Below are 13,651 nucleotides of genomic sequence, written 5' to 3' on the forward strand. Positions count from 1 at the left end.
ACAGGGTCATGATGACCACGGTCTTCTCCGACAGCAGCGTGCCCGACGAACAGCGGCGCGATCTGCTGTACCGGGGAGAGGTCTTCGTCTACTCGGCCGCTCCGGCGGCCACGGCGCTCGTGACGTTCGCCAGGGAACTGATCGCCGACGCGTTCGGCGCGCTCGATCCGGAGACGGCGCAGTTCGAGATGGACGTCGAGGACTTCGCCAAGCTGCTGGCGGAGCTGAAGCCGCGTTTCATCCACCATCCGAGGTGCAAGGAACTGCTGCCCTCGGTGATGGAGGAGCGGGGCTGCGACCCGTCGGCGACGTACTTCGACGTGCCGAGGCTGCGCACCTCGACCTCGCACGACTACCTGGTCTCCGGCATCTCCTACGCCTTCCACCCGCATCGCGACTGCTGGTACTCGGCGCCGTTCTGCCAGGTCAACTGGTGGATCCCGGTGTACGGCGTGGTGCCTGAGAACGTGATGGCCTTCCATCCGCGCTATTTCGACGAGCCGGTGGCCAACGGCAGTGCCCGCTACGACTACGCCGAGTGGAACCGGGTCAACCGGCTGTCGGCCGCTCAGCATGTTCGCTCGGACCCGAGGGAGCAGCCCAGGCCGGAGCAGTCGATCGAACTGGAACCCCAGGTCAGGGTGGTGCCGGAGCCGGGCGGGGTGCTGATGTTCTCGGGCGCGCAGCTCCACTCGACCGTGCCGAACACCTCGGGGCGTACCCGGTTCAGCATCGACTTCAGGACCGTGCACCTCGACGACGTGCGCGGTCACCGGGGGGCGCCCAATGTGGACGCCGCCTGCACCGGCACCACACTCCGAGATTTCGTACGTTGTAACGATTTATCGGGTATGCCCGACGAACTCGCCGTGGACTACGAGAAGCGAGCACTGGTATGAGGACCTGCAGACTGTGCGGCTCCACCGCATTGGCGAGCGTGGTGGACCTGGGCGCGACCCCGCCGTGCGAGCTGTTCCTCACCGCCGATCAGCTCGACCTGCCCGAGCAGACCTACCCGCTGCACCTGCGTGTGTGCACCGACTGCCTGCTGGCCCAGCTCCCCCCGCTGATCACGCCGGAGGAGACGTTCACCGAGTACGCCTACTTCTCGTCGTACTCGACCTCGTGGGTGGAGCACGCGCGGACCTTCGTCGCCGGGCTGGACCTGCGGCCGGAGGCGTTCGTGGTCGAGGTCGCCAGCAACGACGGCTACCTGCTCCAGCACGTCGTCGAGCGCGGGGTGCGCTGCCTCGGCATCGAGCCGTCCGCGAACGTGGGCGCCGCCGCAGGCGACAAGGGCGTGCCGACGCTCACCGCGTTCCTGACGCCGGAGACCGGCCGGGCCGTGCGCGAGGAGCACGGGCCCGCCGACGTGGTCGTGGCCAACAACGTCTACGCGCACATCCCCGACATCACCGGCTTCACGGAGGGGTTACGCGCGCTCGTGGCCGACGACGGCGTCGTCGCGATCGAGGTTCAGCACCTGCTCACGCTCATGGAGCTGAACCAGTACGACACGATCTACCACGAGCACTTCCAGTACTACACCGTCGCCTCCGCGCAGCGGGCCCTGGCCAGTGGCGGGCTCACGCTCGTGGACGTCGAACTGCTGCCGACCCACGGCGGCTCCATCCGGCTCTGGGCCCGGCCGCAGGGCGAGCCGTCCGCGCGGGTGGCCGACGTGCTCGCCAGGGAGAAGGCGGCGGGACTGCACGAACTGTCCGGCTACGCCGACTTCGCGGCCCGGGTCGCGAAGGTCCGCCGCGACCTGCTGCGCTTCCTCGTGGACGCTGCCGACGCGGGCAAGACCGTCGTCGGGTACGGCGCCCCGGGCAAGGGCAACACTCTGCTCAACCACTGCGGCATCCGCCCCGACCTGCTCGCCTACACCGTGGACCGCAACCCGTACAAGCACGGCAGGTTCACCCCCGGCACCCGGATCCCGATCCTGGCGCCGGAGGCCATCGGGAGAGACCGGCCGGACTACGTGCTCGTGCTGCCGTGGAACCTGCGCGCCGAGCTCACCGAGCAGCTCTCCTACGTCCGCGAGTGGGGCGGCCGCCTGGTCTTCCCCATCCCCGAGTTGGAGGTGGACGAGTGAAGGTCGTGCTGTTCTGCGGCGGGCGCGGCACCCGGATGCGCAGCGAGGGACCGGGCGGCGACCTCCCCAAGCCCATGCAGACGGTCGGGCCGAGGCCGCTGCTGTGGCATGTGATGCGCTACTACGCTCACTTCGGGCACAAGGAGTTCATCCTGTGCCTCGGTTACGGCGCCCAGCACATCAAGGACTTCTTCCTCACCTACCAGTTCGCCCTGCGCGACGGCCGCGTCGAGATGATGGAGACCGACATCTCCGACTGGGAGATATCGCTCGTCGACACCGGCCTCGACTCGCCCATCGGCGAACGGCTGCGCCGGGTGCGCGACCGGCTCGACGGCGAGGAGGTCTTCCTGGCCAACTACGCCGACGTGCTCACCGACGCGCCGCTGCCCGACATCGTGGACCGTTTCACGGCCTCGGACGCGGGCGCCTCGATGATGGTGGTGCCGCCCACCGTGAACACCTTCCACGTCATCGAGACCGACGAGAACGGGCGCGTCGGCGGCATCACCCCGGTCAGCGATATGCCGCTCTGGATCAACGGCGGCTTCTTCGTGCTCAGGCAGGAGATCTTCGACCATCTCCCGGAGGGCGGCGACCTGGTCGCGGACGGCTGCGCCCGGCTGGCCAAGGACGGCCGCCTGCTCGCCTACCGCCACCGCGGCTACTGGCGGCCCAGCGACACCGTCAACCAGCGGCTCGAACTCGACCGCTCCTGGAACGCCGGCGACCGGCCGTGGGCGCTGTGGGAAAGATGATCACACTGCGGCCGCAGCGGGTGCGGCGGATCGTGGCGCTCGGCGCGCACTGCGACGACCTGGCGATCGGCGCCGGAGCCACCCTGCTCACACTCGGCGCCGTCCGCGTTGACGTCCTCGTCCTGTCCGGCGGCGGCACCGCCAGGGAGGACGAGGAGCGGGCCGCGCTCAAGGCGTTCTGCCCGGAGGCCGACCTGCGCGTGAGCGTCCTCGACCTGCCCGACGGGCGGCTGCCCGCCCACTGGGAACGGGCCAAGGACGCTCTCACGGACCTGCGTGCCGACACCGACCCCGACCTGATCATCACGCCGTGGACGGGCGATGCCCACCAGGACCACCGGGGCCTGGCCACCCTGGTGCCGACGGTGTTCAGAGACCACCTGACACTCGGCTACGAGATCGTCAAATGGGACGGCGACCTCGGCCGCCCCTCCGTCTACCAGCGGGTTCCCGACGCGATCGCCGAGCGGAAGGTCGAACTGCTCCACCTGCACTACCCCTCGCAGCGGCACCGGCCCTGGTACGACCGCGAGGCGTTCCTCGGCCTGATGCGGATCAGGGGCATCGAATGCGGCGCGCGCTACGCCGAGGGCTTCCACGTGAACAAGCTGACCATCGACCTGGCCGGAGGCTGACGAATGCGGGTACTTCTGACGGGGCACCAAGGGTATCTGGGCACCGTGATGGCCCCGGCGTTACGCGCGGCCGGGCACCGCGTGAGCGGGCTGGACTCCGGATTGTTCGCCGACTGCGTGCTCGGTCCCGCGCCGCAGGACCCGCCCGGCCACCTCGTGGACCTCAGGGACGTACCGGCTGAGGTGCTCACCGGCGTGGACGCGGTGATCCACCTGGCGGCCCTGTCGAACGACCCGCTCGGGTCGCTCGCGCCCGACCTGACCTACGACATCAACCACCACGCGGCCGTACGGCTGGCCCGCCTGGCCAAGGACGCCGGCGTCGGCAGGTTCCTGTACGCCTCCACCTGCTCGGTCTACGGCGCCTCCGGCGGCGACGGCCTGGTGGACGAGGACGCGCCGCTCAAGCCCGTCACCCCGTACGCCGAGTCGAAGGTGCGCGTCGAGGACGACCTGAGCGCGCTCGCCGACTCCGGGTTCTCGCCCGTCTACCTGCGCAACGCCACCGCCTTCGGCTTCTCGCCGAGACTGCGGGCCGACATCGTGCTGAACAACCTGGTCGGCCACGCCGTCCTCACCGGCGAGGTCCGGGTCCTGTCGGACGGGACGCCGTGGCGGCCGCTGGTGCACGCGCTGGACATCGCCCAGGCGTTCACGCTGGCGCTGGCCGCGCCGCGCGAGGCCGTCCACGACCGCGCCTTCAACGTCGGCACCGAGCGCAACAACGTCACCGTCGCCGAGATCGCGCAGGCGGTGGCCGCCGCCGTGCCCGGCTCCCGGCTGGTGATCACCGGCGAGGCGGGCAACGACCCGCGCTCCTACCGGGTGGACTTCTCCCGGATCAGGCAGGCGCTGCCCGGCTACGAGGCCACCTGGACGGTCGCGGCGGGCGCGGCCGAACTCGTGGCCGCCTACGAGCGGCACGGGCTGGACAAGCACGCCTTCGAGCGCCGTTTCACCCGCCTGGCGCGGCTGGCCGACCGGCAGGGCGCGGGCACGGTCGACGCCACCCTGCGGCCGTGAAGGACCTGGTCGAGCGGCTGTATCCGATCTGCCGCAGCATCACGGGCGACGGCGTCAGGCAGACGCTGGCGATCATCGGCGAGCACCTGCCGCTCCGCGTGCACGAGGTGCCCACCGGGACACAGGTCCTCGACTGGACCGTGCCCAGGGAGTGGAACATCCGCGACGCCTGGATCAAGGACGCGGCCGGGCGCAAGGTCGTCGACTTCCAGGAGCTCAACCTGCACGTGGTCGGCTACAGCGTGCCGGTCAGCGGCACGTTCACGCTGGAGGAACTGCGGCCGAGGCTGCACGCGCTGCCGGGGGCGGTGCCGTACCGGACCAGCTACTACGCCGAGACGTGGGGGTTCTGCCTGACCCAGGAGACGCTCGACGGGCTGGCCGAGGGGCCGTACGAGGTGCTGGTCGACTCGACCCTCGAAGCCGGGCACCTGACCTACGGCGAGCACGTCGTACCGGGGCGCGGTGAGGAGGAGGTGCTGATCTCCTGCCACGTCTGTCACCCGTCGCTGGCCAACGACAACCTGGCGGGGATCGCGGTGGCGGTCGAGCTGGCCCGGTGGCTGGCCGGGCGCGGCGAACTGCGCCACACCTACCGGTTCGTGTTCGCGCCGGGGACGATCGGCGCGATCACCTGGCTGGCCCGCAACCGCGACCGCGTCGCGGCTGTCAGGCACGGGCTGACGCTGGCCTGCGCGGGCGACCCCGGCCCGCTCACCTACAAGCGCAGCAGGCGCGGCGACGCCGAGATCGACCGGGCGGCCGCGCACGTCGTCGGCGACCGGGTGCTGGACTTCACGCCCTACGGCTACGACGAGCGGCAGTACTGCTCGCCCGGCTTCGACCTGCCCGTCGGCAGCCTCACCAGGACGCCGTACGCGGGCTACCCGGAGTACCACACCTCCGGCGACAACCCGGGCTTCGTCACCGAGGCCGCGATGGCCGACACCCTGCACGCCCTCCAGCGCGTCGTCGAGATCCTGGAGGGCAACCGTACCTACCTCAACCTCAGCCCCTACGGCGAGCCGCACCTGGGCCGACGCGGCCTGTACGGCTCGCTCGGCGGAAGGAGTGACACACAGGAGACCCAGCTCGCGATGTTGTGGGTGCTGAACCTCTCCGACGGCGAGCACAGCCTGCTCGACATCGCAGAGCGCGCCCAACTGCCGTTCACCACGGTGGCCGAGGCCGCCGCCGCCCTGCACGAAGCGGGACTTGTGAAGGAGAGAGCGTGATGGAGCTCCGGGTCGGGGACCTGGTGGAAGTTCGGAGCGAAGAGGAGATCCTGGCCACTCTGGACGAGCGAGGTGAGCTCGACAGCCTGCCGTTCATGCCGGAGATGCTCAGGTTCTGCGGGCAGCGCATGACCGTGCACAAGGTGGCGCACAAGCTGTGCGACACGATCAGCAAGGGCCGGATGCGCCGCATGGACAGCGCCGTCCACCTGACCGGCGCCCGCTGCGACGGCGGCGCCCACGGCGGCTGCGGCACGGCCTGCTCCCTGTACTGGAAGCACGCCTGGCTGAAGAAGGTCACGCCGGGCGAGCCCGCCGGGCTGGTCAGACCGGCGCAGAAGCTGCTGCCGCTGCTGGAGTCCAACACGCTGAAGTCGCCGCAGCGCTACTCCTGCCAGGCCACCGAACTGCTGCGGGCCGCGCCCACCTGCGTGCGCTTCAGCGACGTCGGCCAGTACGTCACCGACGTCCGCTCCGGCAACGCGGGCGTGCTGAAGACCGGCCGCTCGATCGTCGTCGGCCTGTTCAACCACTGGCAGCGCGTGTCGCGGCGGCTGCCCGGCTGGCTGCGCATCAGGAACGGCATCAACTGGGGCTTCGTCCCCGGCGGGCCGCACAAGCGCACCCCGACCGGCTCGCTCGGCCTCCAGCCCGGCGACCTGGTACGCGTCAGGCCCAAGGCGGAGATCATCGCCACCCTCGACGGAGAGCGCCACAACCGGGGGCTCGGTTTCGAGGAGGAGATGGCCAGGCACTGCGGCCGGGTCACCCGGGTCCGCTCACGCGTGGACGTCTGCGTGGACGAGGTCACCGGCGAACTGCTCACCATGAAGACCCCGTGCATCACCTTGGAGGACGTGGTGTGCGCGGGTGCTTACAGCGCCAACTGTCCCAGGGAGTTCGTCCCGTTCTGGCGGGAGATCTGGCTGGAACGTGTACCAGAGAGCGAGAACCATCCGTGACTGACATCGGTCAGCAGGCAGGACGCGGGCTGCGCTGGGGCCTGATCGGCAACCTGATCACCAGGGCCGGCTCGTTCACCATGGGGCTGATCCTGGCCCGCCTGCTGACACCCGAGGACTTCGGCCTGTTCGCGGTGGCGATGGCCGCCACCGCGTTCACCATGACGGTCAAGGACCTCGGCATCATGGCCGCCGTCGTGCAGTGGCGCGGCAAGCTGGAGGAGGTCACGCCGACGGCGACGCTGCTGTCGTTCGTGTCGGCGATCCTGCTCTACGGCGTCTTCTGGGTCGCCGCCCCCTACTACGCCGCGGCCTCCGGCGCCCCCGAGGCGACCGGTGTCGTGCGGCTGCTGACCTCGGTCATCCTCGTCGAGGCGTTCACCGCGGTCCGCAGCGCGGCCATGCTGCGCCGCTTCGAGCAGGACAAGCTGACCACGGCCATCGCCATCGGCTTCGTCGCCAACGCCGCCGTCGCGATCAGCCTGGCCCGCGCCGGAGCGGGAGCCTACAGCTTCGCCTGGGGGCAGGTCGTCGCCGCCGTCGTCACCGGCGTGATCGTCTTCTTCTGGGCCCGGATACCCGGCCGGATCGCCTTCGACCGGCCGGTAGCGGCCCGGCTCATCAGGTTCGGCCTGCCGTCGGCCGCCGGGGTCGGCCTGGAGAGCGTGCTGCTCAACGCCGGGTACATCGTCGTCGGCGCGGTCATGGGACCCGACTGGCTCGGCTTCTTCCTGCTCGCCTTCAACGTGTCGAGCTGGGTGCCCGGCCTGATCGGCAACGCCATCAGGAACGTGGCCATCCCCGGCTTCTCGCGCCTGGCCGAGCAGGGCGGCGCGAGCCTGTCGGACGGCGTGCGCCGCGCCGCGCCGCTGCTGCTCGCCGCGATCCTGCCGTTCGCCGTCGTCATGGCCATCCTCGCGCACCCGCTGGTGGACTTCCTGTACGGCGACAAATGGAGCCAGTCGGCCGGGGTGCTGCGCTGGCTGGCCGTCGTCATGGTGGTCAGGATGCTCGTCGCGCTCGCCTACGACATCCTCACCGCGCAGGGTGCCACCAAGGCGACCGTCTGGATGAACCTCGGCCACGCCGTCGTCCTGCTGCCCGCGCTGGTCGCCGGGGCGCACCTCGACGGCATCAGGGGCGCCGCGATCGGCCAGGCCACGGCCTCCGTGCTGGCCGCGCTCCCGCTCGCCGTGTTCTTCCTGCGCCGGGCCGGGGTCGATCTGTCCGGCATCGCGCCGTCGCTGCTGCGTCCGCTCGTCGGCGCCGTGCTCGCCGTCGCCACCGCCTTCGCGATCGAACGCCTGGTGACCGCCGCCCCCCTGGTCGAGCTGCTGGCCGCGGGCGGCCCGGCCATGCTCGTCTACGCCCTCGTCGTTGGAAGGAGTCTGTATGACCGTCACCATCGGTCTGCCGGTCTATAACGGTGGCGCCCACGTCGGCGACACCATCCGCTCGATCCTCGCCCAGGACCACACGGATCTGCGGCTCGTCGTGTGCGACAACGCCTCCACCGACGACACGCAGGAGATCTGCCGCGCCTTCGCCGAGGCCGACGACCGGGTCCTCTACCACCGGCAGCCGCGCAACCTCGGCACCATCCCCAACTTCATGACCGCGCTCGAACTGGCGGAGGGGAAGTACTTCCGGTGGATCGGCGACGACGACCGACTGGAGCCCCACTACGTCTCCAGGGTGCTGCAGGAGTTCGACAAGGACCCCCGGCTCATCCTCGTCACCAACCAGACCGCCTACACGACCGACGGCGTCACCACCACCGACCGCTACGAACGCACCGACCTCGGATCCGACGACCCGCTCATCCGCTTCCGCGAGATGCTGCGCCTGCTGACGGAGAGCTACACGCTGATCGACCCGCTCTACGGCCTGATGCGCCGCGACGTGGCCGTCACCATCCCGCGCCCCGTCCTGGTGCGCGAGGACGAGCTGGCCGCCGCCCGCTACGCGCTCGCCGGGCCGTGGTCGCACGTCAACGAGGTGCTGTCGGCGCGGTTCTGGGTTCCGGCGAGCATGGTGAAGATGTCCAGACGGCACGAGCTGGCGGCCTGGCGGGGCTACTTCGCCAACGCCATCCTCACCCGCGAACTGCTGCGCGCCGCCGACGAGGCCGGGCTCGACCCCGAGCGCCGCAGGCTCGCCAGGGTGGCCGTCTACCGGCACTACGCGACGCGGCAGCGGATGCTGGTGCGGCGCCGTACGCGCCGGATCGTGAAGCTGATCCCCGGGCTGTAACACCGCGCGGTGATCCGGCGATACAGGCAATCAGCAGGGCGCCCCGAAGCGGCGACCCGGTGCGAGGGACCGGCTGCGATCGGTTACCTCTGTAACGACTTGTCCTTTTGGAACGATGAAACCCCGGTGAGGGCCAGCGTCCCGGGCACTGAGGGGGAGACCGGCACGTGAATTTCTGGAAGGCACTTCTGCGTCTCCTCCGCAGGAAGAAGGTCGGTATCCCGGCCGGCCTGTTAGCCGTCGGCGTGGCCGCCGCGGCCTTCGCCGTCATCCCGGTCCGCCACACGGCCAGCACCATCATGATGGTCTCGCCGCCGGTCAACGGCGGCGTCGTCAACCGGAACGCCGGCAACCCGGGCGGCGGCGGCAACCCGCTGCTCATCCAGACCGAGGGGCTCAGCACCGCCGTCGCCACGCTCGTGCTCGCGCTGAGCGTCGAGGAGACCAGGGCCGAACTCGGCGCCCCCAAGGACGGGCCCACCGAACTCGTCGTCAACGACGGAGCCTCCAGCCCGCAGCTCATCGGCATGGACGGGCCCTTCGTGTACGTCGAGGCCACCAGCACCTCCGCCAAGAGCGCCGCCGACGTGGTCGCCCGCGCCCGCGACCGGCTCATTCTCGAACTCGACGACCGCCAGCGCGAACTCGGCGCCCCGACCGCGACGTACGTGGTGCTCATGGACGTCGTCCCGCCCACCGCGCCGGAGGCGGACCACAGCGACAGGCTCATGGGCGCCGCCACCGGACTGGTGCTCGCGATGTTCCTCGGGCTCAGCGTCGTCTACGGCCTCGAACGGCGGCGCGCCGCGAGGCGTCCGGCGGAACCGAGGCCCGCACCCGAGCTGAAACCGCTGGAGCCGCCGACGCCCTCGGCGTCCTCGGTGCTCCCGGCGTCTTCGACGCCTTCGACGTCTTCCGGGGCTTCGACGGCTTCGACGGCTTCGGTGTCTTCGGCGTCCGAGGCGAAGCAGCCGGAGCCGGCCGAGGACGACATGCCGACCGACTCCTTCCCGGCCGTGGCGGCGGACGACGAGAGCGCCGCCCGGGAACACAGCGGCTGACATGGACTTCTGGAGCACGGTCGGGGTCCTGTTCCGCCGCTGGTACGTGGTGCTTCCGGCGTTCCTGCTGGCGGCGGGCGCGTCTCTGATGGTCTACCGTACGGTCCCCGTCCAATACACCTCGCACGCCGTCATCGCCCTCACACTGCCCAAGAACGGCGGCGTGCTGCCGTACAACCCGAAGGTCGCCAACCCCGAGCTCAACCCGCTGATCGTCACCGAGCGCGGGCTGACGGCGGCGGCCTCGATCCTCATCGCCGCGCTCAACTCGCCCGAGGTCGCCACGTCGCTGGGCGCCCCTCCGGGCGGTGAGGTCGAGCTCAGCGTCAACAACGGCAGCAGCAACCTGGAGGCGATGGCCAACGGCCCGCTCGTGTACGTGGACGCCAAGACGCCCTCGCCCGAGCTGTCGCTGGAGCTGGTCACCAAGGTCGTCGCGCGGGCCCGGGTGGAGCTGCGTGAACGGGAGCGGCAGGTGGCCGCGCCGCCCGAGACGTACATCGTGGTCACCGACGTGGTGGCGCCGACGGCGCCGGAGCCGCTGCTGGCCCGCCGCTCGCGCGCGCTCGTCGTGACGCTGGCGCTCGGCGGGATGGCGGCGCTGACGGCGGGCTACGCGGTGGAGAGCTTCGCCGTGGCCCGCCGCACCAGGCGGACGGCCGGGCCGAAGACGGCAGGGGCCGCGCCGGTGCGAGAACGGGTGTCGTGATGGCGGTCGAGTTCCGGCCCGTCCTCAACGGGCACCGCTACCCGCGCGTGGTCGGCATCGACGGCGCACCGGCGGGCGCCCGCGCCGACGGCGCCACCATCGCCGTGCTGTACATCCTGATCCTGCTGTGCACCCCGGCGGCGCTGATCGTGCGCGGGCTGCCGCTGTCGGTGACGCCCGCCGCCGTCCTGGGCTTCTTCGGCCTGGTCATGTGGATGCTGACGCACTTCACGGGCAACCTCGGCGTGGCCAAGGGCCGCAACATGGCCCGCACCGGCCTGTTCCTGTTCCTGACCGTGAATCTGACCGCCTACGGCTACGGCACCTACCACTGGCTGCCGTCGGACGAGCTGAACATGGCCGATCAGCTGCTGTTCCTGACGCTCGCCAACCTGGGCATCGGCCTGCTGGTGTGCGACGGGGTGCGCGGCATCGACCGGCTCAACACGGTGCTGAAGGCGGCCGTGGTCGGCGGCGCGATCATCGGGGTGGTCGGCGCGATCCAGTTCGTCACCGGCTTCGACGTCACCCGCTACATGGTGCTGCCGGGCCTGCGGCTGAGCTGGGAGGACCTGTACGTCTTCGAGCGCGGCACGGTCCGCCGGGTGTCGGCGACGACCGCGCACCCGATCGAGTTCGGCGTGGTGTGCGCGATGCTGCTGCCGCTGGCCGCCCATTACGCGATGCGCGCGAAGACGCTGGGCGAGCCGTTCCTGCGCTGGTGGGCGTGCACGGCGCTGATCGGCGCCGGGCTGATGTTCTCGGTGTCGCGCTCGGCGGTGCTCAGCCTGATCGTGATCGGCGCCGTGCTGGTGTCCGGCTGGACGTGGCGGCGGCGGCTGCGCGCGCTGGGGCTGCTGCTGGCCTTCCTGGTGGTGATGCGGGTGGCGGTGCCCGGCCTGCTCGGCACCTTCGTCGGCCTGTTCACCAACTTCTTCACCGACTCCAGCGTGCAGTACCGCACCCACGACTACGACCTCGCCTTCGCCGAGATCGGCGAGCACCTGTGGCTGGGTCGCGCCTCGGGCACCTGGTACGCGCCCAAGTACCAGGTCTTCGACAACCAGTTCATCCAGTCGGCGATCGACACCGGGCTGATCGGCGCGGCGGTCTACGTGCTGATGCTGGCGCTGGCGGCGGCGGCCGGGCTACGGGCGCGCAGACTGAGCACCGATCCGCACGTGCGCGACCTCGGCCTGACGCTGGGCGGGGTGATGCTGGCCCCGATCGTCGCCTCCGCCACCTTCGACCTGCTGTCGTTCGCGACGGTGACCGGCCTGGCGTTCCTGCTGATCGGGGCGGCGGGGGCGCTGCTGCGTACGGCCCGCGAGGCTCAGCCCATGCAGGGCAGCGGTCCTGCCTCCCCGGTGACGACGTAATTGGAGTCGATGGTGACGAGCCTGTTGTCCCGCCAGTCGATCCTGGCGCACTCGGCCTCGACGGGCCGGTAGTCCCAGGTGCCGTCGACCAGGAGGTTGTTGCGGAAGACAGCGTGTCCCGCGATCTCCCAGAGCTGGATGCTGAAGGTGCCGCCCATGACCAGGTTGTTGGTCATGGTGACGTTGGCGGCGCGCGGGCTCTGCCCGCGCGGGAAGAAGATCGGCGCGTTGTGGTCGGGCACGTCGCGCTGGTCGATCGTGTTGTGGTCGAAGACCAGGTTGCGGCCGGCGGTGTAGCCCTGGATGCCGTCGGAGTGGTCCTTGGGGTTGGAGCAGAGGTCGATGAAGCTGTCCATCACCACGATGTCGTCGCCGGCGTCGCGGATGCCGTCGCCGTGGTTGCGGACGTGCACGCGGACGGCGGTGTACTCGCCGTCGCCGATCGCGGGCAGGCTGTCGCAGCCCTGCTCGGGCCCGACGGTGCTGTCGGCGATGGTGAAGCGCTTGTGCTTCCTGTCCTTCTCGTTGAGGATGCGGCCCTCGATCACGCTGTTGGTGATGACCACGTCGTCGGCCAGCACCACCAGGTCGCCCTTGATGCGCAGGCCGTCGAGGCGGCGGCCGGGCAGGTCCACCCGGTACGAGTTGCCGTCGTTGAGCACGGTCTCCTTGAGCCGGACGCCGGGCGGCGCCCCCGTGCAGGCGGGCGTGGGGTGGTCGGGGCAGGTACGGCCGTCGGGCGCGACGACGGGGCGTTTGCCCACGGGGACGGCGGTGGTCGTGGGCCGGGGCGTCGGGTACGGCTTGCCCGGCGCGGGCGGGCTCGGGAGGCCGGGCCCCGCCGTGACGGTGACCGTGGCGGTGACGGTCGGGGCCGGGGTGCCGGACACGCAGGCCGTGACCACGAGTGAGGCGCCCACCGCCGCAAGGCCCCTGAGAAAGGCTCGCATCGTCGTCGCTCCTTCAGGTGAGGCGGCCGAGCAGGCCCGCCCACGAGCCCGCGCCCAGGTCGCGGGCGCTGACGGAGGTCGGGGGCAGCGGCCAGGCCAGGCCGAGGTCCGCGTCGTCGTAGCGCACCGACAGATCCTCCTCGGGATCGTGCTCCCTGTCGATGCGGTAGCAGACGTCGGTCTGCCCGGTCAGCGCCTGGAAGCCGTGCAGGAACCCCGGTGGCACGTACAGGGTCGCGAAGCTCGTGTCGTCGAGCGTGAACGCCTGGCTGCGGCCGAAGGTGGGGGAGCCGGGCCGGATGTCGACCAGCACGTCGTGGACCGCTCCGCGGGCGCACCGTACCAGTTTGGCCTCTCCCCGCCCGGAGCGTCCGTGCATGCCGCGGATGGTGCCGAGGCGCGAGCGCGACTGGCTGTCCTGCACGAAGGCGGCTGCGTCGAGACCGTGCTCGGCCGCGAGGGCGGCGTCGAAGGTGCGGGTGAACAGCCCGCGATCGTCATGGTGGGGCGTGGGGACGAACAGCAGGACCCCGTCCAGCCGTGTCTGCTCGACTTTCATGCTCGGCCTTTCGAAGGGAGCGACAG

14 protein-coding genes are annotated in these 13,651 nt (G+C 70.7%); 12 read left to right on the plus strand and 2 right to left on the minus strand.

Features of this window, described 5'->3' with window-relative positions; genetic code table 11:
- Window positions 1-8: 8 nt before the first annotated feature.
- The 12 genes from ABD120_RS36820 to ABD120_RS36875 all read left to right on the plus strand — a co-directional run bounded on the left by ABD120_RS36820 (window position 9) and on the right by ABD120_RS36875 (window position 12,116).
- A complete protein-coding gene (locus tag ABD120_RS36820; protein WP_343954996.1) occupies window positions 9-899 on the plus strand; it encodes a phytanoyl-CoA dioxygenase family protein in 891 nt (296 codons plus the stop codon).
- Window positions 896-2,101: a methyltransferase domain-containing protein gene (locus tag ABD120_RS36825; RefSeq protein WP_343954997.1), complete on the plus strand. Its 1,206-nt coding sequence runs from the start codon at window positions 896-898 to the stop codon at window positions 2,099-2,101. Before ABD120_RS36820 ends, ABD120_RS36825 begins: the two co-directional genes overlap by 4 nt.
- Window positions 2,098-2,859 carry a sugar phosphate nucleotidyltransferase gene (locus ABD120_RS36830; RefSeq protein ID WP_343954998.1) on the plus strand — a complete coding sequence of 254 codons (762 nt, stop codon included), beginning with the start codon at window positions 2,098-2,100 and terminating at the stop codon, window positions 2,857-2,859. The genes ABD120_RS36825 and ABD120_RS36830 overlap by 4 nt, the downstream gene beginning before the upstream one ends.
- Window positions 2,856-3,494 carry a PIG-L deacetylase family protein gene (locus ABD120_RS36835; RefSeq protein ID WP_343954999.1) on the plus strand — a complete coding sequence of 213 codons (639 nt, stop codon included), beginning with the start codon at window positions 2,856-2,858 and terminating at the stop codon, window positions 3,492-3,494. The genes ABD120_RS36830 and ABD120_RS36835 overlap by 4 nt, the downstream gene beginning before the upstream one ends.
- Before the next feature lie 3 nt (window positions 3,495-3,497).
- A complete protein-coding gene (locus ABD120_RS36840; protein ID WP_343955000.1) occupies window positions 3,498-4,517 on the plus strand; it encodes an NAD-dependent epimerase/dehydratase family protein in 1,020 nt (339 codons plus the stop codon).
- Window positions 4,514-5,752 (plus strand): DUF4910 domain-containing protein, encoded by a 1,239-nt coding sequence (locus ABD120_RS36845; protein WP_343955001.1) that lies wholly within the window; start codon window positions 4,514-4,516, stop codon window positions 5,750-5,752. Before ABD120_RS36840 ends, ABD120_RS36845 begins: the two co-directional genes overlap by 4 nt.
- On the plus strand, window positions 5,752-6,714 hold the full coding sequence (locus ABD120_RS36850) for a hypothetical protein (protein WP_343955027.1): 963 nt from the start codon (window positions 5,752-5,754) through the stop codon (window positions 6,712-6,714). Before ABD120_RS36845 ends, ABD120_RS36850 begins: the two co-directional genes overlap by 1 nt.
- A complete protein-coding gene (locus tag ABD120_RS36855) occupies window positions 6,711-8,138 on the plus strand; it encodes an oligosaccharide flippase family protein (protein WP_343955002.1) in 1,428 nt (475 codons plus the stop codon). The genes ABD120_RS36850 and ABD120_RS36855 overlap by 4 nt, the downstream gene beginning before the upstream one ends.
- A complete protein-coding gene (locus tag ABD120_RS36860; RefSeq protein WP_343955003.1) occupies window positions 8,107-8,967 on the plus strand; it encodes a glycosyltransferase family 2 protein in 861 nt (286 codons plus the stop codon). The genes ABD120_RS36855 and ABD120_RS36860 overlap by 32 nt, the downstream gene beginning before the upstream one ends.
- Before the next feature lie 167 nt (window positions 8,968-9,134).
- Window positions 9,135-10,028, plus strand: coding sequence for a hypothetical protein (locus tag ABD120_RS36865; protein WP_343955004.1), 894 nt, complete (start codon window positions 9,135-9,137; stop codon window positions 10,026-10,028).
- Window position 10,029: 1 nt separating this feature from the next.
- Window positions 10,030-10,737 carry a hypothetical protein gene (locus ABD120_RS36870; RefSeq protein WP_343955005.1) on the plus strand — a complete coding sequence of 236 codons (708 nt, stop codon included), beginning with the start codon at window positions 10,030-10,032 and terminating at the stop codon, window positions 10,735-10,737.
- Window positions 10,737-12,116, plus strand: a complete 1,380-nt coding sequence (locus ABD120_RS36875) for an O-antigen ligase family protein (protein WP_343955006.1) — start codon at window positions 10,737-10,739, stop codon at window positions 12,114-12,116. Before ABD120_RS36870 ends, ABD120_RS36875 begins: the two co-directional genes overlap by 1 nt.
- Here ABD120_RS36875 and ABD120_RS36880 read toward each other — a convergent pair.
- Together ABD120_RS36880 and ABD120_RS36885 are read right to left on the minus strand one after the other, a co-directional pair.
- Complete coding sequence (locus ABD120_RS36880; RefSeq protein WP_343955007.1) at window positions 12,071-13,066, minus strand: hypothetical protein; 996 nt, start codon at window positions 13,064-13,066, stop codon at window positions 12,071-12,073. The two genes, ABD120_RS36875 and ABD120_RS36880, sit on opposite strands and share 46 nt — an antisense overlap.
- 13 nt (window positions 13,067-13,079) lie before the next feature.
- Window positions 13,080-13,625, minus strand: coding sequence for a dTDP-4-dehydrorhamnose 3,5-epimerase family protein (locus ABD120_RS36885; RefSeq protein WP_343955008.1), 546 nt, complete (start codon window positions 13,623-13,625; stop codon window positions 13,080-13,082).
- Window positions 13,626-13,651: the final 26 nt, after the last annotated feature.

Source organism: Nonomuraea longicatena (assembly GCF_039525605.1).
Taxonomy (GTDB): domain Bacteria; phylum Actinomycetota; class Actinomycetes; order Streptosporangiales; family Streptosporangiaceae; genus Nonomuraea; species Nonomuraea longicatena.

What these genes read in the sequence shown, in the direction of transcription:
- ABD120_RS36820 (WP_343954996.1), top strand. Translation starts at nt 9, where the DNA reads ATGATGACCACGGTCTTCTCCGACAGCAGCGTGCCCGACGAACAGCGG.
- ABD120_RS36825 (WP_343954997.1), top strand. Translation starts at nt 896, where the DNA reads ATGAGGACCTGCAGACTGTGCGGCTCCACCGCATTGGCGAGCGTGGTG.
- ABD120_RS36835 (WP_343954999.1), top strand. Translation starts at nt 2,856, where the DNA reads ATGATCACACTGCGGCCGCAGCGGGTGCGGCGGATCGTGGCGCTCGGC.
- ABD120_RS36840 (WP_343955000.1), top strand. Translation starts at nt 3,498, where the DNA reads ATGCGGGTACTTCTGACGGGGCACCAAGGGTATCTGGGCACCGTGATG.
- ABD120_RS36850 (WP_343955027.1), top strand. Translation starts at nt 5,752, where the DNA reads ATGGAGCTCCGGGTCGGGGACCTGGTGGAAGTTCGGAGCGAAGAGGAG.
- ABD120_RS36860 (WP_343955003.1), top strand. Translation starts at nt 8,107, where the DNA reads ATGACCGTCACCATCGGTCTGCCGGTCTATAACGGTGGCGCCCACGTC.
- ABD120_RS36870 (WP_343955005.1), top strand. Translation starts at nt 10,030, where the DNA reads ATGGACTTCTGGAGCACGGTCGGGGTCCTGTTCCGCCGCTGGTACGTG.
- ABD120_RS36875 (WP_343955006.1), top strand. Translation starts at nt 10,737, where the DNA reads ATGGCGGTCGAGTTCCGGCCCGTCCTCAACGGGCACCGCTACCCGCGC.
- ABD120_RS36880 (WP_343955007.1), bottom strand. Translation starts at nt 13,066, where the DNA reads ATGCGAGCCTTTCTCAGGGGCCTTGCGGCGGTGGGCGCCTCACTCGTG.
- ABD120_RS36885 (WP_343955008.1), bottom strand. Translation starts at nt 13,625, where the DNA reads ATGAAAGTCGAGCAGACACGGCTGGACGGGGTCCTGCTGTTCGTCCCC.